Below are 18,594 nucleotides of genomic sequence, written 5' to 3'. Positions count from 1 at the left end.
GGAAGTTCATAAAAAGAAAGGGAGTTGAATCTATGAAAGTAAGACAAGATGCTTGGACAGATGAGGACGATTTATTACTTGCCGAAACCGTACTTCGCCATGTTCGAGAAGGAAGTACACAATTAAATGCATTTGAAGAAGTTGGCGATCAGTTAAATCGCACATCGGCTGCTTGTGGGTTTCGTTGGAATGCAGTTGTACGTTATAGCTATGAACAAGCTTTGCAGCTAGCAAAAAGACATCGGAAAGATAAAATGCGTGCTGCTGGCGGCGAACAGGCAAAAAAACGCCTACTTTATACGCCACCAGCTTCAGCAGTAATTACAGCCGATGAAGAACCGGTTGTAAATAACACCGTTCCACGTCCGGAACCAGCTGTATCTAACGCTTCTATAACAATGCAAGATGTGATTTACTTTTTACAAACAGTAGGGTCTTCAAACATAAAAGTAACAGCACTCGAAAACGAGAATACGAGATTGAAGCAAGAAATTAAAGCACAAGTACTTCGTAATGAAGAGTTAGAAAAAAAATTGGAAAAGCTAGAACAACAATCTAATACAGTGCAAGAAGATTACGAAACACTCATGAATATTATGAATCGTGCTCGTAAATTAGCATTAATGGATGACGAAGAGCCTGCGCAAACTTCTTTTCGTATGGATCGAAACGGTAATTTAGAAAAAATCGCCGAATAAAAAGGATGCGATGAACGCATCCTTTTTTTATGATTTTAACTCAACCATGTGAGCTTCTTCTACTTTTGAATCGCGCTTAATATCTGGGAAAATCTCTTTTTTCGGATTTTCTTTAAACGCTACTACCCCTATTGTTTTTACTGGCTGATTTATTTTTCCATATGCTGCATCGCTTACAACTGCATACATATCTGCATATCTTCGTGCATCACCAACAATTACATTATCTTCATATTTCATTTTCTTTCCATCAATCTCCACATCATTTTGCTCTGTTTTTGCAAATATAATACCTGCATCATCAGAAATTGATGGTAATGTTTTAATTGGTTTTACATCTTCTCCCTCTACTTTTTTCAGTACCTTTTCTTTTACCATCTTATCCGCTGTTGTTTTATTCATAATTAATACTTTTTGATTATTAACTGTACCAAATTTCGCTTCAAATTTATGCCCTGATTCAATTTTATCTTTATATTGATCCATTTTTTGCTGCACCACTGCATCATCACCATACATAATAACACCGTTCGCCTGCGGGGCAATCATATCCATAATGGAACAACCACTAAATACTGCGGCTGACATTATTGCTACAAGTCCTAATTTAACCTTTTTCATTTCTATTCCTCCTAAAACTATAATTGCACCTCTTAGCTTAACCATCCAAAAGAGGTTTACCAATCTCCCTTCCTTACAATAACATTACAATTCCGTAAGGTTCTTTTTCACAACCTTCCTCTCTTTTCTCTCTTTTTTGCTATAATAAAGATTGTCATTTTATAGATAAGGGGTTAGTTATATGAGCAATTCCCGTTCGATTTTATCTCAACCAGAGTGGCGTATTGTTGATCAGTCTAGTTTAGGCCGTACATTTCATGCTTTGCAGTCATTTGCGATGGATGACACGCTGTGCACAACAATCGGAAATGGTACATCTGCTTCAGCGATGCGCTCTTGGGTTCATCACAATACAATTGTTCTTGGCATTCAAGATTCTCGCCTTCCATATTTACAAGAAGGAATTTCTTTTTTAAAACAAAAGAATTTCAACGTCATTGTGCGTAATTCAGGTGGTCTTGCAGTCGTACTTGATGAGGGAGTTTTAAATGTATCACTTCTATTTCAAGAAACGGAAAAAGGGATTGATATCGATCTTGGATACGATACGATGTGGCATTTAATTAAAGAAATGTTAAAAGATTATGATGTCGATATCGAGGCAAAGGAAATCGTTGGCTCTTATTGTCCTGGTAGCTATGACTTAAGCATCCGTGATCAAAAATTCGCAGGTATCTCACAGCGCCGCATTCGCGGAGGTGTAGCTGTACAAATTTACTTATGCGCTACAGGCAGCGGCTCCGAACGCGCGGCACTGGTTCGTGATTTTTACAACTTAGCAATTCAAGGTGAAGAGACGAGATTTACGTATCCTGAAATTATACCGAGTACAATGGCTTCTTTATCTGAATTACTTGGTGAAACGATTACCGTTCAAGATTTAATGATGCGTCTATTAAAAACATTGCAGCACTTTGCGCCGCAATTAACACCATCACAATTAACGGTGGATGAAGTTCCTTTATATGAAATGAACTTGCAGCGCATTATTGATCGCAATAATAAAGCACTTAGTCTTGAGAAATAACAAAGGCCCCGCTATTGTAGCGGGGCCTTTCGTTTTTATATTGCTTGAGCTGCTGTAATTAAAGCTAACTTGTACACTTCTTCTTCGTTACAACCGCGAGATAAATCGTTTACTGGCATGTTTAAACCTTGTAAGATTGGTCCCACTGCTTCGAAGTTACCTAAGCGTTGTGCAATCTTGTAACCGATATTACCAGCTTCTAAGCTTGGGAATACGAATACGTTAGCATCACCTTTAAGAACAGAACCTGGTGCTTTCTTCTCAGCTACAGATGGTACGAATGCAGCGTCAAATTGGAACTCACCGTCTAATGTTAATTCAGGAGCCATTTCTTTTGCAATGCGAGTCGCTTCTACAACTTTTTCTGTTTCTGGAGATTTCGCAGAACCTTTTGTAGAGAAGCTTAACATTGCAACGCGTGGATCGATACCGAATAACTCAGCAGTTTTCGCACTTTCGATACCAATTTCAGCTAAATCTTGGCTGTTTGGTGCAATGTTAATTGCGCAGTCAGCGAATACATACTTCTCATCTTCACGTACCATGATGAATACGCCTGAAGTTTTTGTAACGCCTGGTTTTGTTTTAATGATTTGAAGTGCCGGACGAACTGTGTCAGCTGTAGAGTGAGCTGCACCACTTACTAAACCGTGTGCTTTGCCCATGTATACAAGCATTGTACCGAAGTAGTTTTCGTCTTTAAGGATCTTAAGTGCATCTTCTTCTGTTGCTTTACCTTTACGGCGTTCAACGAAAGATGCTACCATTGCATCCATTTCTTCATATGTAGCTGGGTCGTAAATATCAACGCCTGCTAATGTTAAGTTCATGCTAGCAGCTTTTGCGCTAATTTCTTCTTTATTACCAACTAAAATTGGTTTTACAATCTCTTCTTTTGCTAAACGCTCTGCAGCGCCTAAAATTCTTTCATCAGTTCCTTCAGGAAGTACGATAGAAATGCCTTTTCCTTGAACTTTTTCTTTTACCGCTGTAAATAAATCGCTCACGAATAAAACCCCTCCTACAAATGTTAAAAAACTCTATCTTTAAGAATACTTCTTTTCATCTATATTTTAAACTTATAGCTCCTAAAAAATAGGTAAAATATAAATAATTATATTTTCATAAAATTCAGCATGGTTAATCTATTATAAAGCATTGATGAAAAAACCTCTTTTTTAGATGGGAGAGATCATCCGATCATGCATAGAAGCGGTCAGTTCCTTTTTCTGTCCCATGCCAAGTGAAAACAAAGGGAGGAAATGAGTGCAAGGCTCTTTTTGTTTTCATAGCCGTAATTTGTATGCGAAAATAAAAAACGTGTTTGATGATGGAAGTTTGATTTTATATAAGCACAAATTGAAAAAAATGATTTAAAACCTTTTCTTTTAAATGGAAGAGATCATCTGATCATGCGTAGAAGCGGTCAAAACCGCTCCTTCCCCATACCCAATGAAAACAAGAGGAGAAGTCACCTTTTGTACTTCGCAGTAGCGACTTATATTTTGAAAATCAAAATGAATTTATACATACTCCTCCGTCTAGCATTTTTAAATGTGACAATTTTATGCACCCAAGCTTTACATACATGAATTTAAAACTATATATGCTATAGTTAACTTATAAATATCATTAACTGAGGTGAATAGAATGAGTGAAGCAGCAAAAACGTTAGATGGTTGGTATTGTTTACACGATTTACGTTCTATCGACTGGGCAGCATGGAAAACATTATCTAGTGACGAACGCGGACAGGCAATGTTTGAATTTTTAAACGTCATTGAGAAATGGAATAAAGTAGCGGCTGCAAAACAAGGTAGCCATGCGATGTATACAGTTGTTGGTCAAAAAGCTGATATTATGTTTATGATTTTACGTCCAACAATGGAAGAATTAAATGAAATCGAAACAGAATTAAATAAAACAACATTAGCTGAATATATGGTTCCTGCATACTCTTACGTATCTGTTGTTGAACTAAGTAACTACCTTCCAGCTGAAGAAGATCCATATCAAAACCCACAAATACTAGCACGCTTATATCCTGAATTACCAGAAGCAAAACACATTTGTTTCTATCCAATGGACAAGCGTCGTCAAGGCGATGACAACTGGTACATGCTTCCGATGGAAGAACGCAAAAAACTTATGTATAGCCACGGAAAAATCGGTCGTCAATACGCAGGGAAAGTTCGCCAAGTCATTACTGGTTCTGTTGGTTTTGATGATTACGAGTGGGGTGTAACACTATTCGCTGACGACATCCTTCAATTCAAAAAACTTGTATATGAAATGCGCTTTGATGAAGTAAGTGCTCGCTACGGCGAATTTGGTACTTTCTTCGTTGGTAACATTTTACCAAGCGAAAAAGTTGCTAAATTTTTATATGTATAATACAAAAAAAGGAACGAAATTCGTTCCTTTTTCTTAATCCCCTTTAAAAACCCTCTTTTTTCGTCAAATTTAAACAATAGTAGACAAAATCAATGGATAAACGCTTCACAGAATCTCGTGAGTTAATTGATTATGGTTTTAATAACTTTGAAAAGCAGAAATTGAAAGTAGATAAAAATAATACAATTTCTGTTGTAAAAGGAAAAGAAGATCATGTAACTGTGATACCTGAAAAAGAGATAATGGTAATCACGAAAAAAGGGAGCAAGCCACCTTACAAAGTTTCCACTGAAACGGATAAATTACTTGCTGAAGATGGAAAATTAGTTGCACCTATTAAGAAAGATGCAAAGGTAGGCTCACTCGTTTTAGAATCAACTGATCAATACGGATTCTTAGATGGAAGCAAGAAATTGAAAGTCGTTGCAAAAACAACAGGAGAAGTAGAAAAAGCAAATTAGTTCGTATTAACAATGCACTCAATTGGCGACTTCTTATCAAATATGTGGTCAAAAATATTTGGGTAATAAAAAGGCTAGCAAATTGCTAGCTTTTTTATTATGTCTCTCCTTCTATATAAATCCAACTTTTAAAACTGACATAACTCCTGTCCTTTTAGGCGGAAGTGAGCATCCAACTATACATAGAAACGTTCAACCCCTCTTCCTAACCCGCGCCAAGTGAACACAGTGAAAAAACTTTTCTCCTTCTTAACAATGACTTATGGATGTATATAACGTAAAAATCCTCATTCTTAAAACTTTGTTTGGTTGTCATATCTGGCTTCTTTTTCTCATACGTATGAACTAGTAATTGTTCTACACCGTTTTTACCAATTCCTCTTTCTGTAAAAATGGTGAAAGAGAGGTGAAACAAATGGGTGTAATTGCTTATAATGAAGAACATGTAAAATTGTTAGCGCGACTTATGCGAGCTGAAGCTGAAGGGGAAGGACAACAAGGCATGCTAATGGTTGGGAATGTCGGTGTAAATCGCGTTAAAGGAAATTGTTTAGACTTCAAGAATATACGTAATCTACAACAAATGGTATTTCAAAGTCCTGGTGGTTTTGAAGCAACACAAAAAGGATACTTTTATCAGCGTGCACGTGAACAAGATATTGCCCTTGCAAGACGTGTTATTCAAGGACAACGATTTTGGCCTGCTAATTTTGCTTTATGGTTTTTCAGACCAGAAGGTCCTTGTCCACCAACTTGGTATAATCAGCAAAATTCTGGTCGATTTAAAAAACACTGCTTTTTCCAACCATCTGGCGGAGACTGCCCAGCAGTATATTAAACAATGAAAACGAGGAGGGATTTTTGAATGGCACAGCAACAAAATCCATACTATGGAACTTTTTTTCAACCTTCTGGAACCCAGTTGCCACCAGGACAACAACAGCAACAAATGACACCACAGCAACAACAAGCAATGCAACAACAAGCAATGCAACAACAAGCGCAAGCACAGTATGCAGCATCTCAAGGTATGCTACCACTAGAACAATCTTATATCGAAAACATCCTTCGCTTAAACAAAGGTAAACAGGCAACAGTTGTTATGACATACGAGCGCGGCAGTTCACTTGGTACACAATCCTATACCGGCATTATTGAAGCAGCTGGACGCGATCATATCGTTATCAGTGAACCACAATCCGGAAAACGTTTCTTGCTACTTATGATTTACTTAGATTATGTTGAATTCCCAGAAGAAATTACGTATTTACCTAGTCAACAAGCTACTTATGCTCCAAGATTATAAAAAAGCTGGCAAATGCCAGCTTTTGTTTTTTGCTCTTATAATCCTTTTACAACTGCAGTTCCGAGTAAAATCCAGCCTACAATGAACGCTACGCCACCAAGTGGTGTAATTGGGCCGAAAAATTTAATACCCGTTGTACTTAATGCATATAAGCTACCAGAGAACATAATAATACCCGCTACCATGAACCAGCCTGCTGTACTTAATAAGGAAGATTGGATTTTATCCATTAATAACGCAACAACAAATAATCCTCCAGCATGAAACATTTGATACGTAACACCCGTTTTCCAAACTTCTAACATTTTTGCGGAAATCTTATTTTCTAAACCGTGTGCACCAAAAGCACCTAATGCAACAGATAACCCGGCCGCAATACAGCCTAATAAGAAGAAAATTTTCATTGGAATTCCCCTTTTTATCTTTATGATAAGAAATTTTCACATATAAGCCAACTTATTTAACTTTTAAAAATCAAATAAAGAATTGCCGTTTGCATCTTCTTCTTTCATATATACAGGTTCTCCTGAAACTGGTACAACCTGCTGAGCTGCTGTCGCCTGATACGATGATATAACCTGTGATTGTAATTTCGATTCTACATACGTATGAGATTCCGTCTGTTCATCCAATAATAAATCGCATAAAGCACGAACGACCAAAAGATGTTCTTTTGATTTTTGTCCTTCACTACTTTTTGCTTTCGTAATTTCATTTTCCATTTTATTCAAAATTTTATCACTCGATATTTGCATTCCTCGTCACCTCGTACTTTGTAGTTCTTTCTCAAATTGCCCCAACTTCTCTACTGGACCAAATACTATTATCATATCATGTTCTTTTAATTTTTCCTGTCCTGTTGGATTATGTATAGTATTTCCATTCCGTAAAATCGCTAAAATTGTAACATCAAATTGATTTCTCACGTTACTTTCCATCAAAGTTTTTCCAATTAAAAGAGACCTTTCACCAATTTTAACTTCTTCTATTGCAAAAGACTGCTCTGTTCCATAGAGCACTGTATCAATATAATGAACCGTTAATGGATTTGCGATTCCCTTTGCAATATGAATTCCAGCCATACTAGATGGATTAATGACCTTATTCGCACCAGCACGACGTAATTTCTCTTCTGTTTCTGGTTTTTCAGCCCTAGCTACAATTTTAATCGTGCTATTTAGTCCTCGTGCTGTTAATGTAATAAATACATTTTCAGCATCATTTGCAACAATCGCTACTAAACCAGCAGCTTTTGTAATTCCAGCCTTATGTAATACCTTATCCTCTGTAGCATCACCATGTACATATAATGGCAATCCACAATTGCCTTTTTGCATTCATATCTTTCTTCAACTCTTTTCTCTACTACAATCTTTGCCAGAGGAAATGAAATACGTATATACTAGAAACGGAATCTACGAAAGAGGTTGATATTATGAAAACATTTCTTTCTGCCCTGCAATGGGCATTATTTATTTTAGCCGGTAGTCTAATTGTACCAATTAGTGTTGCGGCCAGTTATGGGCTTGAAGGGGCTGAAGCAATCGCATTTGTACAACGAACATTATTTGTTCTTGGCTTTGCTGGCCTTCTGCAAGCTATATTTGGACATAGACTACCTATTCAAGAAGGACCTGCTGGTCTTTGGTGGGGAATATTCTCACTTTACGCGAGTTTAGGTGTCGTATTATTCGGATCAAATAATGAAACACTCCGCGTCTTACAATACGCATTTCTGTTAAGCGGCATCATCTGTATTATCCTTAGTATTTTTGGACTTATCGATAAACTCGTCCGTTATTTTACACCAACAGTAATTGGAACATATTTATTCCTTCTCGTTGCTCAGCTCAGCGGTTCCTTTCTAAAAGGAATGTTCGGCCTTGATGGACAACATACTGAAGTACAAGCAAACGTATTTATCCTTTCACTCATTGTTATTTTACTATCTTTTTTCATTATGAAGCTACCTATTATTGGTCAATACTCTGTTCTTTTCAGCATTGTGTTCGGATGGATTTTATTTGCATGTTTCGGATTATCCAATCCGGTTACACCAGTAACAGATATCATTCGTCTACCTTCTTTATTCGTGTTTGGAACGCCCCGCATCGAATGGAACATGGCAATTACCGTCGTCTTTGTCACACTGTTACTTTTAACAAACATGTTAGCAAGCATTCGTGTTGTACAAAAGGTTGTTTCTAAATATGAGGAAGATGCAGTTCAAAATCGGTTTAAACATGCCGGTATTATAACAGGAATAAATCAGTTGCTAGGTGGTCTTTTCTCGGCAATTGGACCGGTAGCTATTTCAGGTTCAGCTGGGTTTATTGCAACGACAAATATTTATAAACGACTTCCTTTCATATTAGGATCAAGTTTTATTATTTTCATTAGTATATTTCCAAAGATCACGTCATTCTTCGCGGCTATTCCTGTCGCTGTTGGATATGCAGCCATTTATCCTGTATTTGCAAGTATGATTGGCCTTGCTTTCCGTGAATATGACACTGTAGAAAATAAAGAGCGTTTATTCCGCGTTGCTGGTCTATCTCTCTTCACAGGAATCGGAGTTATGTTTGTCCCACCACAGGCATTTTCCACCCTTCCACCATTTTTAGCATCATTTTTAAGCAATGGCCTTGTACTCGGTTCTGTCATGGCTATTGTACTTGAAATTTTATTTTCCCGTTCAAAGGAAAAACAACCATCGTAAATTGGAAAACTTCCATTATTGCACTCTACTTTCAGAGTTGTTAGGATAAAATTATCATGGGCAATGCGCCCATGATAATATATACTAACAATACGGTAATCCACCTCACTATATAAATCCATTTTGATTTGCAGGCGTATAAGTTGCTGCTACGAAAAACAAAAGGTGACCTGCACTCGTTTTCTCCCTTTGTTTTAACTTGGCATGGGGCAGAAAGAGGGATTGACCGCTTCTATGCATGGTCGGATGCTCTCTCCCACCTAAAAAGAAGGGTTTTCTATCAGTTTTTCAATTTGTATTTATATACCTTTAAAGAGGTTTGATGTCTTACTATTTATTCCTCGATATTTTCATCAAAACTTATTTCTAGCAATACCAACCATTATTTCAACAAAGAAAGGAACTTTCTATATGTCTTATAAAATGATTGTTTTAGATTTAGATGATACTTTACTACGCGATGACCATACAATTTCAGAGCGTACGAAACAAGCTTTAATGACAGCTCAAGAGCAAGGTGTAAAGGTTGTACTTGCTTCCGGCCGCCCGACATTTGGCATGCGCCATATTGCAAAGGAGCTTCGCTTAGAAGAATACGGTAGTTTTATCCTATCATTTAACGGTGCTAAAATTATTAACTGTGAAACAGATGAAGAACTATTCAGTAGTACACTATCCCCTGAAATCGTTCACAGTCTATATGAAATTAGTAAAAATGAAGACGTTTGGATTCATACGTATGTCGGAGATGACATCGTAACAGAAGAGAATAATCCATATACAGATATCGAAGGTCAACTGACAGGCATGCCAATTATCCAAGTAGATAGTTTTACAGCAACTGTACAAGAACCTGTTGTAAAAGTATTAATGAATAAAGAAGCTGAGCGTCTTGTAGAAGTAGAAAAGAAACTACAAAAACAATTAGAAGGTAAACTAAGTGTAATGCGTTCTAAGCCATTTTTCTTAGAATTCACAGAAGCTGGCGTTACAAAAGGTACAAGCTTAAACCAATTGATTCAAAAACTTGGTATTAAGCGTGAAGAAGTAATCGCAATGGGTGATAGCTATAACGACCAAGCAATGATCGAGTTCGCTGGTCTTGGCGTTGCGATGGGCAATGCTCCAGATGATATTAAAGAAATTGCAAACTATGTAACAGACACAAATATGAATGACGGCGTCGCTAAAGTTGTAGAGAAATTTGTACTAAAAAGTGAAGTACTTGTTTAATATAGATACATTCACAAAACCCATTTGAAGTCAAATACTTCAAATGGGTTTTTATTGAAATGCAGGTAGCTTTGTGAAGATATTTTGAACTTTACAACATTCCCGTAGTGTAAACTATATTTTCGGATATAATGAAACAAAATAGACTATTTTATTTTGAATAAGAATACAAATTTACTATATACAAGCTCATATTATAAGGAGGCTGTTTCATGTTATCTACACCAATCGGAAGATTAAGAGCAATTGGATTAGTCGAGGGAATTTCCTTTCTACTATTATTATTCGTAGCAATGCCGTTAAAATACTTTGCAGATTTTCCAACAGCCGTTAAAATTACAGGAATGGCTCACGGCGTACTATTCGTACTATTCATATTTGCAGTAATTCAAGTCACAATTGTACATCGTAAGTCTATTTTATGGGCTCTTGGTGCATTTATTGCATCAGTTATCCCATTTGGTACGTTTGTACTAGATGCAAAATTAAAAAATGAACAATAATAAGTAAAAAAGTAGCTAACAATTATTCTGTTAGCTACTTTTCTTTTTACAGATTTGGAATTTGCCAGTCAATCTCCTTCTCACCCATACTGGATAAAAAGTCATTTACTTTTGAGAACGGTTTACTTCCAAAGAAACCGCGTCTTGCTGATAATGGACTTGGATGTACAGATTCAATAATATGATGATTTGAGTTTGTAATCAGTTTTTTCTTCGCTTGTGCATGACGCCCCCACAGTATAAAAATCACTGGTTTATCTCGTTCATTTAAAAGTCCAATTACGCGATCAGTGAAATGCTCCCACCCTTTTCCTTTATGAGAATTTGCTTCACCTTGGCGTACGGTTAATACTGCATTAAGTAACAGCACACCTTGCTCCGCCCATTTCACTAAATAACCGTTATTGGGAATGTCACACCCAACATCAGACTGCAGTTCTTTATACATATTTTGCAAGGATGGTGGCGTTCTTACACCAGGCTGTACAGAAAAGCTTAAACCATGCGCCTGATCTGGCCCGTGATATGGATCTTGTCCTAAAATGACAACCTTTGTATTCTCATAGCTTGTATAATGCAATGCATTAAAAATATCATTGGCATTCGGATATATTACATGATCACTATATTCTTCTTTTAAAAATTTTCTTAGTTTTTGATAATACGGCTTCTCAAATTCTGATGCCAGTAACGGCTCCCAGTCATTTTTTAAAATATGTTCCATTTCTTCACTTCCTCTTCACTTAATTGACCATGTCTTGCTTCGTAAATACTACAAACGAAATGATTAGAGAAGCTACGGCCCAAACTGTTAAATTCATTAATGAAAAACTCATCGATAGACCTTGCAATGCCGGTAACTTCCCTGATAAGTAATCTGTCAGTGATAAATTCACGCTAAAAATGTATTTTGCTCCTTCCCAAGATGTTGCAAAGGAACCTAAGATACCACCTGCAATTAACGCTGCCAACATGACTCCCATACCAGCTGGTGTATTACGAATCAATATAGAAACCATAAAAGATATTGTTCCCACAACAATCGCAACAAACCACGCTAGTCCATAAGCCATTAAAATATATTGCCACTGTGGAATAAGATGAACAAAGTTTGTATTTAACGTTTCTTTATCAATCCCAAACCCTGTTAATACTGGTAAACTCCACCCTGCATAACCAAAAACAATGCCTGATAATGCATAGGAAAAAATTCCTACCAAGAGCAATATAAGTGAGATAAATAACAACATCGTCACATATTTACTGAGAAGGATTTTCCAACGCCGAATCGGCCGCGTTAGAAGCATTTTCATCGTTCCATCACTTCGTTCTCCTGATACAATATCAATCGCAACAATCATTACAAGAAGCGGAATAAACAATGTAATTCCTTGTTCAATGAATGCTCGTACAAATGTCGGTGCCCCCGGTGCAGTTGGATTAATATCATGGTCTAAATAATATTGTTGTTGCTCCACTCGTACTTTCAACCAATCCCGCCATTCTTCTGGCAACCTAGAGTTGTTTAAACGATTTTGCGAATCCACAATTTGCTGCTGAAGTGCTACTTTCCAGTCATTTGTACCAAGGCGCTTTTGCGTTGTTTGCACTTCACGATACTGTGCATAAACAAATAAAGGAATCAAGATTGCTAATATAAGCATGACGACAAAAATACGTTTCTTCCGATAAATTTTCTCCGATTCATTTAAAACAAGATTTGCAAATTCACGCATGCTGCTCACTCCTTGTGAGTTCAATAAATAGATCTTCTAGCGTAAACACAAGTTCCTTCACGCTATGTACCTCTACCTCATTTTCTACAAAGCGCCTATTCCAAGTACTGATTGATGAAATATCCATCCGGCACAGTAAACGTTCATTGTCTAGGCTAATTTCTCTTACTTCTTCCGCTGCTTCTAACATATCCTGCGCCTTTGCAATCGGTGTAACAATCCACTCGACACGGTCACTTGCGGTTTTTATTAACTCTTCAATAGGCGCAACTGTAATCATTTTCCCTTTATGAATAATAGCAACGCGGTCACATATCATTTGTACTTCACTTAACAAGTGACTTGAAATAAAGACGCTCATATTTTCTTCTTTTACAAGCTTATGTATAAATTCTCTTAATTCTCTTATACCAGCAGGGTCTAAACCATTTGTCGGTTCATCTAGTATAAGAAGCTTCGGATTCCCAAGAAGGGCCTGAGCAATGCCAAGACGCTGCTTCATACCAAGAGAATACGTTTTCACTTTATCGTGGATACGTTCATCCAAATGAACCATTTTCGCAATTTCTAAAATACGCTCATCTGATATACCGCCAAGCATCCGTGCAAATTGCTTTAAGTTTTCCCAGCCTGTTAAATATGTATAAAGTTCTGGATTTTCCACGATACTACCAATTTGCCGCATTGCTTCCCGAAAGTTCTCTTTAATATTATAGCCACCGATCGTAATCTCGCCTTCGGTTGCTTTAATAAGCCCTACTAGCATCCGAATTGTCGTCGTTTTTCCAGCCCCATTTGGGCCTAAAAAGCCAAACACTTCCCCTTGTTTCACATCAAATGAAATGTTTTCGACAAGTGTCTTTTTCCCAATGACCTTTTTTACATTCCGTACTGATAGTATCGTCGTCATTTCGCTCCTCCTTCATCTAGCTTCAGCTTACTTACAACGTTTTGTAATAAGCGATCCGCCATATATGAGTAGCCTGTTTCATTCGGATGGAAATGATCTGAGTACAACAATTCTTTTCCGCGATTTTGAAACAGATCGAACGTTGGCGTAATATATACATTTTTATTATCTATTGCTAATTTCTCTAAAGATGCGTTCCAATCTACAACAATAGATGAAGAACCTTTTAAATCCTCTACGTCCTCAAATGGATTATACAAACCGAGCCAAAAAATCGGACTATCTGGATTTAACTTTCGAATTTCGGTTACAATTTGCTTCGCCTGATTTTGAAATGTTTCTACATCAGGACGATATGCTTCTAAATCTATATTTCCAAGTGATTCCCAGCCCGGAAATAAGTCATTTCCTCCAATTGTTAAAACAATGAGCTCTGCTTGCTTAATGGAATACTGAGCACCACTGCTCTCTATTTGCTTCAACAAATCTGGCATCTTCGCACCACTGACAGCTAAATTCGTTAACGCAACCTTTTGTTTATAATCCTTTTGTAGGCTTTCTTTCACTCGTCCCACATAGCCAATTCCTTCTTTATCGCCAACGCCGCGTGTTAAAGAATCACCTAAGCTGACAACTTGTAATGTTCCCGGGTTTTGTTTCCCTTGTACTTGTTTTTGTTCTGTCTTCGTAGTTAAATTTGAAGCTTTCGGATTTAATACATCATTAATACCCGAAATAAAGCCATATGCAAATAAACAAAAAGATGCAATTGTAATGAGTAAAATTCCTTTTACTAATTTTGATCTCATATCAAAACCCCTTTTAGTCCTCATAGATTGTCCCTAATTATACCAAATGCCCTTTTGGAAAGCGATTTTCATACTTTATATATTATGTAGTTTCACGAACAGTTAATTGCGGCAAAAGTTCAATATTCTTCACATCTATTTTTTCATCCGTAATCTTTTCATATAACATTTCAAATGCTTTTGTACCAACCGCCTTACTTGAATGAGCAATTGTTGTAATTCCTAATACATCAGCCACCTCTTGATCATCACATCCAATAATCGTAAGGTCTTCTGGGATACGAATCCCATGTTTCTTTGCTTCCGTTACCATCCCTGCTGCGATTGGATTACAAGAAACAAGAAATGCCGTTGGTTTCACAGACATGTTAATCCACTCTCTTATCACTTCACGACCATCCTCTACTGTAAAACGCTCTATAAACTTCCATTCATCTCGTGGCTTCATGGATATTTCTTGCAATGCTTCATTCATAAGCCTGTTTTCGCTTTTGACTATTTACGCTATGGCTTCTGCCAATACAATATCCAATGTGAGTGTGTCCGTTTTCTATTACATATTTCATCCCTTGTAAAAATACTTTATAGTGATCAATATGTACACTAGAAATAGACTGTGATTCTATCTCTTCACACGTTACAATTGGTCCAAACTTTGTATATTCTTCTATTGTTTCGCAGTCATTCATTCTTGAGCATATAATTACACCATCAAGTTTTTTCATTTTTAACATATGTAAAACTTCAAGTTCTTTTTCGGCACTATAGTTCGTTTGGCAAAGCATCATATTATAATTTTTTGGGGCCGTTTCTTTAGAAATCCCCTCAATGATTGCACTGTAATATTGATCATTTACATGTGGCAACAGAACACCTATCACATTTGTCTTTCCTCTTACTAAATGAATTGCATTCACATTTTGAGTGTAATTTAGCTCTTCAATGATTGCTAAAATTTCCTGTCTCTTTTTATCACTTACATACGGATGATTATTTAACACGCGTGAAACCGTTGAAATTGATACGCCAGCAATTTCAGCAATCTTTTTTATATTTGTCATCTTATTTCTTCTCCTTCCCTTCATTTAAATAAGCCTCATCGAAAAATTCTCTCTTGACCTAGTAAGCTTTCCACAATATATCCTTTCCTAGCAAATACATTTGGAAAGGATTTGAAACATATGATACGTCTAAAACTAGACTATATATTTTTTATTAGCGGACTACTCATTCTATCTCTTGGAATTAACATGATGACAACTATTACTTCATTCGGTCTTAGCCCTTATGATTCATTTTTTATTGCCCTATATCAAAACTTTGGAATAAGTATTGGCTTTTGGATTTTTATGATTAACTTTGCTTTTACACTTATTGTGCTGTTTTTGAATAAAAAGCATATTACAATCGGAACAATTGTTACTATGGTTCTTATTTCTGTTTTTGTTGATTGGATCGGTTCTATCGATGCCATTATGAATTCTATCCGCTCTCTTCCAAAATATATAACACTTATTTGCGGAAATCTATTTGTTGGCGCTGGAATTGGCATTTATGTATCAACACAGCTTTGTGCTGCACCACAAGAAGCTTTCGTCTTAACCATGGCTGAAAAGAAAAAGTGGACATTTCGCAAGACAGAAATTTCATTAGCTTTTCTATTTTTAACATGTAGCTTTTTATTAGACGGCCCTATTTATTTTGGTACAATTATCCTTTCATTTACAACAGGATGGATTATTCAAGCATTTATCCAGATTGGCACAAAGGTCCTTAGCATAAAAAAGCCTATTGAGCACGATGCTCAATAGGCCTCATCTATTTTACTGAAAGACAGCTCCCTGAATATAATCAAAGACAACCTTCTCATCATTTGGTAAGACAACCGGCTGAATTCTCTTCGTATCAATGGCGATATTTGGATCTTTCAAACCGTTACCTGTTAATACCGCTACAATTTGGCTTCCTTTTGCAATTTCTCCGCGTATCAGCTGTTTATACACACCAGCAAGAGAAGCGCATGAAGCCGGTTCTGCAAAGATTCCTTCGTACTTGGCTAGCCATTCATATGCCTCAAGAATTTCACGATCTGTTACTTCGTCAATTTTACCTTGAGAGTGCTCTGCAGCTAGGGCGGCTTGCTCCCAACTTGCTGGATTCCCAATTCGAATCGCTGTTGCGATTGTTTCTGGCTCTTCAATCTTATGTCCACGCACAATCGCCGCTGCTCCTTCCGCCTCAAAGCCGCGCATCTCTGGTAAACCCGTACCAAGTCTTTCATGATACTCTTTGAAACCTTTCCAATACGCTGTAATATTGCCCGCATTACCAACTGGAATTGCTAGAATATCCGGTGCTTTTCCAAGCGCATCACAAATCTCAAACGCAGCTGTTTTTTGCCCTTCAATACGGTATGGATTAACAGAATTCACAAGTGTAATTGGCGATGAACTACTAAGCTTACGTACAATTTGTAAAGCATGATCGAAATTTCCATCAATGCTTACAATTTCTGCTCCGTACATGACAGCTTGCGCTAACTTTCCGTATGCAATCTTACCATTTGGAATGATAACAATACATGACAGTCCCGCCCTAGCCGCATAAGCTGCTGCAGATGCAGATGTATTACCTGTAGATGCACAAATTATCGCTTCGCTTCCCGCCTCTTTTGCTTTTGCTACCGCCATTACCATACCGCGATCTTTAAAAGACCCGCTCGGATTTGCTCCTTCTATTTTCCCGTAAATTGTTACGCCCCACCGCTTTGAAAGATTTTCTAGTAAAACAAGTGGTGTATTACCTTCATGCAATGTTAAGGACGGTGTTTTTTCCGTAATAGGTAAAAACTCCTTATACTCAGCAAGCAAACCTTTCCACATTACCTAGCATCTCCTTCGATTCGATAGTTTGCTTTCACACAACCTACTTCTTCGTATGCCCCGAGTGTATGTAAAATATATTCATAGTCTGCAAGTGATGCACGATGCGTTACGATAACAATCTCGGCCTTCCCTTTCTCCCCAAGTGGCATTTGAATAATCTTTTCAAAGCTAACACCGCGTTCAGAGAATAGAGATGTAATTTTTGCAAACACACCAATTTCGTCTTTTACATGCAAACGTAAAAACTTTTTCACGAAAATTTCATCCGGCTCTTTTAATACCTTCTCATACTGCGGAGAAACTGCGCTATTCCCAGTTACACCAAGGCGCACATTTTGCATTACCGCAACTAAGTCAGAAACAACTGCTGTCGCTGTTGGTAAACTTCCTGCACCAGGTCCATAAAACATCGTTTCCCCTACCGCTTCACCATATACATATACGGCGTTATATTCATTTTGAACAGCTGCAAGCGGGTGTGTATTCGGAAGTAATGTTGGCTCGACTGTTACTTCTAATTTTTCACCATCACGCTTCGCAAGCCCAATTAATTTAATTGTGTATCCTAAGCTTTTACTATATGCAATGTCTTCCTCTGTAATGGAAGTAATCCCTTTCACCTTCACATCTCCAAGCTCTACATTTGTAGAAAAACCTAGAGTAGCTAAAATCGTCATTTTTCTTGCTGCATCTAAACCTTCAACATCTGATGTTGGATCTGCTTCCGCAAATCCAAGCTGCTGCGCTTCTTTTAACACGTCGTCGTATGCTCTCCCTTCGTCAGACATTTTTGTCAGAATAAAGTTTGTTGTTCCGTTCACGATTCCCATCACTTTCGTAATAAGGTCTGAAGAAAGCCCTTCTACAATGCTGCGCAAAATCGGAATCCCTCCGGCTACACTCGCCTCGTAAAATAAATCAGCTTGGTTTTCCTTTGCCACGGTCAGCAATTCTGCTCCGTGCAATGCCATTAAGTCTTTATTAGCAGTAACAACGTGTTTACCATTTTTCAAAGCTTGTAAAATGTATGCTTTCGCTTCTTCGATGCCGCCCATTACTTCAATGACAACATCAATTTCAGGATTATCTATAATTTCATTCACATTTTTCGTTAATAAAGTAGAGGGTACTTGGACCTCTCGCTCTTTTTCAATATTTTGAACTAATACTTTCGCTATTTTCACTGGGCAACCGACTTGATGCATAAGACGATCTTGATGATCCGTAATAATACGAACCACACCGCTGCCAACTGTTCCAAGGCCTAATAAGCCCACTTGAATTTCATTCAT

General features: G+C 37.3%; 19 protein-coding genes and 3 pseudogenes. 10 read left to right on the top strand and 12 right to left on the bottom strand.

Annotated elements, in window-relative coordinates:
- The first annotated feature begins 32 nt into the window (after window positions 1-32).
- Complete coding sequence (locus tag J4P91_RS08160) at window positions 33-698, top strand: RsfA family transcriptional regulator (protein WP_207993555.1); 666 nt, start codon at window positions 33-35, stop codon at window positions 696-698.
- Between the two features lie 27 nt (window positions 699-725).
- On the opposite strand, the gene J4P91_RS08155 is transcribed toward J4P91_RS08160, so the two are convergent.
- Window positions 726-1,319, bottom strand: a complete 594-nt coding sequence (locus tag J4P91_RS08155) for a lipoprotein BA_5634 family protein (RefSeq protein WP_207993554.1) — start codon at window positions 1,317-1,319, stop codon at window positions 726-728.
- 181 nt (window positions 1,320-1,500) lie between these two features.
- Between J4P91_RS08155 and lipL the strand changes: the two genes are divergently transcribed.
- Window positions 1,501-2,346 (top strand): octanoyl-[GcvH]:protein N-octanoyltransferase, encoded by an 846-nt coding sequence (gene lipL / locus J4P91_RS08150; protein ID WP_207993553.1) that lies wholly within the window; start codon window positions 1,501-1,503, stop codon window positions 2,344-2,346.
- Between the two features lie 35 nt (window positions 2,347-2,381).
- Here lipL and pta read toward each other — a convergent pair whose 3' ends face one another.
- Window positions 2,382-3,353: a phosphate acetyltransferase gene (gene pta / locus J4P91_RS08145; protein WP_207993552.1), complete on the bottom strand. Its 972-nt coding sequence runs from the start codon at window positions 3,351-3,353 to the stop codon at window positions 2,382-2,384.
- A gap of 643 nt (window positions 3,354-3,996) precedes the next feature.
- Here pta and hemQ point away from each other — a divergent pair.
- From hemQ to gerQ, 4 genes and pseudogenes are all read left to right on the top strand, one after another.
- Window positions 3,997-4,740 (top strand): hydrogen peroxide-dependent heme synthase, encoded by a 744-nt coding sequence (gene hemQ, locus J4P91_RS08140; RefSeq protein WP_207993551.1) that lies wholly within the window; start codon window positions 3,997-3,999, stop codon window positions 4,738-4,740.
- A gap of 83 nt (window positions 4,741-4,823) precedes the next feature.
- A pseudogene (locus J4P91_RS08135) lies at window positions 4,824-5,267 on the top strand (D-alanyl-D-alanine carboxypeptidase); the annotation flags it as partial.
- A 349-nt stretch (window positions 5,268-5,616) separates the two neighbouring features.
- Complete coding sequence (locus J4P91_RS08130) at window positions 5,617-6,039, top strand: cell wall hydrolase (RefSeq protein ID WP_207993604.1); 423 nt, start codon at window positions 5,617-5,619, stop codon at window positions 6,037-6,039.
- Between the two features lie 27 nt (window positions 6,040-6,066).
- The gene (gene gerQ / locus J4P91_RS08125) at window positions 6,067-6,507 is read left to right on the top strand and encodes a spore coat protein GerQ (RefSeq protein ID WP_207993550.1); all 441 of its coding nucleotides are present in this window, start codon (window positions 6,067-6,069) and stop codon (window positions 6,505-6,507) included.
- A gap of 35 nt (window positions 6,508-6,542) precedes the next feature.
- On the opposite strand, the gene J4P91_RS08120 is transcribed toward gerQ, so the two are convergent.
- The 3 genes and pseudogenes from J4P91_RS08120 to J4P91_RS08110 form a co-directional block, all read right to left on the bottom strand.
- Window positions 6,543-6,911, bottom strand: a complete 369-nt coding sequence (locus J4P91_RS08120) for a DUF423 domain-containing protein (RefSeq protein ID WP_017153626.1) — start codon at window positions 6,909-6,911, stop codon at window positions 6,543-6,545.
- A gap of 63 nt (window positions 6,912-6,974) precedes the next feature.
- Complete coding sequence (locus J4P91_RS08115; protein WP_207993549.1) at window positions 6,975-7,262, bottom strand: YwdI family protein; 288 nt, start codon at window positions 7,260-7,262, stop codon at window positions 6,975-6,977.
- 6 nt (window positions 7,263-7,268) lie between these two features.
- Window positions 7,269-7,817, bottom strand: a pseudogene (locus J4P91_RS08110) (potassium channel family protein); the annotation flags it as partial.
- A 125-nt stretch (window positions 7,818-7,942) separates the two neighbouring features.
- Here J4P91_RS08110 and J4P91_RS08105 point away from each other — a divergent pair.
- The 3 genes from J4P91_RS08105 to J4P91_RS08095 all read left to right on the top strand — a co-directional run bounded on the left by J4P91_RS08105 (window position 7,943) and on the right by J4P91_RS08095 (window position 10,962).
- Window positions 7,943-9,226: a purine/pyrimidine permease gene (locus tag J4P91_RS08105; protein WP_207993548.1), complete on the top strand. Its 1,284-nt coding sequence runs from the start codon at window positions 7,943-7,945 to the stop codon at window positions 9,224-9,226.
- Window positions 9,227-9,637: 411 nt separating this feature from the next.
- On the top strand, window positions 9,638-10,459 hold the full coding sequence (locus tag J4P91_RS08100; protein WP_207993547.1) for a Cof-type HAD-IIB family hydrolase: 822 nt from the start codon (window positions 9,638-9,640) through the stop codon (window positions 10,457-10,459).
- Between the two features lie 212 nt (window positions 10,460-10,671).
- Complete coding sequence (locus J4P91_RS08095; protein WP_017153631.1) at window positions 10,672-10,962, top strand: DUF3817 domain-containing protein; 291 nt, start codon at window positions 10,672-10,674, stop codon at window positions 10,960-10,962.
- Between the two features lie 46 nt (window positions 10,963-11,008).
- Here J4P91_RS08095 and J4P91_RS08090 read toward each other — a convergent pair whose 3' ends face one another.
- The 5 genes and pseudogenes from J4P91_RS08090 to J4P91_RS08070 form a co-directional block, all read right to left on the bottom strand.
- Window positions 11,009-11,686 (bottom strand): uracil-DNA glycosylase, encoded by a 678-nt coding sequence (locus J4P91_RS08090; protein WP_207993546.1) that lies wholly within the window; start codon window positions 11,684-11,686, stop codon window positions 11,009-11,011.
- Between the two features lie 19 nt (window positions 11,687-11,705).
- Complete coding sequence (locus J4P91_RS08085; RefSeq protein WP_207993545.1) at window positions 11,706-12,698, bottom strand: ABC transporter permease subunit; 993 nt, start codon at window positions 12,696-12,698, stop codon at window positions 11,706-11,708.
- A complete protein-coding gene (locus J4P91_RS08080; protein ID WP_207993544.1) occupies window positions 12,691-13,608 on the bottom strand; it encodes an ABC transporter ATP-binding protein in 918 nt (305 codons plus the stop codon). Before J4P91_RS08080 ends, J4P91_RS08085 begins: the two co-directional genes overlap by 8 nt.
- On the bottom strand, window positions 13,605-14,417 hold the full coding sequence (locus tag J4P91_RS08075; protein WP_207993543.1) for an SGNH/GDSL hydrolase family protein: 813 nt from the start codon (window positions 14,415-14,417) through the stop codon (window positions 13,605-13,607). The genes J4P91_RS08080 and J4P91_RS08075 overlap by 4 nt, the downstream gene beginning before the upstream one ends.
- Before the next feature lie 82 nt (window positions 14,418-14,499).
- Window positions 14,500-15,478, bottom strand: a pseudogene (locus J4P91_RS08070) (LacI family DNA-binding transcriptional regulator).
- A gap of 120 nt (window positions 15,479-15,598) precedes the next feature.
- Between J4P91_RS08070 and J4P91_RS08065 the strand changes: the two are divergent.
- The gene (locus J4P91_RS08065; RefSeq protein WP_207993542.1) at window positions 15,599-16,228 is read left to right on the top strand and encodes a YczE/YyaS/YitT family protein; all 630 of its coding nucleotides are present in this window, start codon (window positions 15,599-15,601) and stop codon (window positions 16,226-16,228) included.
- A gap of 12 nt (window positions 16,229-16,240) precedes the next feature.
- On the opposite strand, the gene thrC is transcribed toward J4P91_RS08065, so the two are convergent.
- Both thrC and J4P91_RS08055 read right to left on the bottom strand, forming a co-directional pair.
- Window positions 16,241-17,299, bottom strand: coding sequence for a threonine synthase (thrC, locus tag J4P91_RS08060; protein ID WP_207993541.1), 1,059 nt, complete (start codon window positions 17,297-17,299; stop codon window positions 16,241-16,243).
- Window positions 17,299-18,594 (bottom strand): homoserine dehydrogenase, encoded by a 1,296-nt coding sequence (locus J4P91_RS08055; RefSeq protein ID WP_207993540.1) that lies wholly within the window; start codon window positions 18,592-18,594, stop codon window positions 17,299-17,301. Before J4P91_RS08055 ends, thrC begins: the two co-directional genes overlap by 1 nt.

It is taken from the genome of Bacillus sp. XF8, assembly GCF_017498755.1.
In the GTDB taxonomy this organism is placed as follows: Bacteria; Bacillota; Bacilli; order Bacillales; family Bacillaceae_G; genus Bacillus_A; species Bacillus_A bingmayongensis.
The sequence above is the reverse complement of the archived record's forward strand: the minus strand, read 5'-3'. Positions and strand labels throughout refer to the sequence as shown.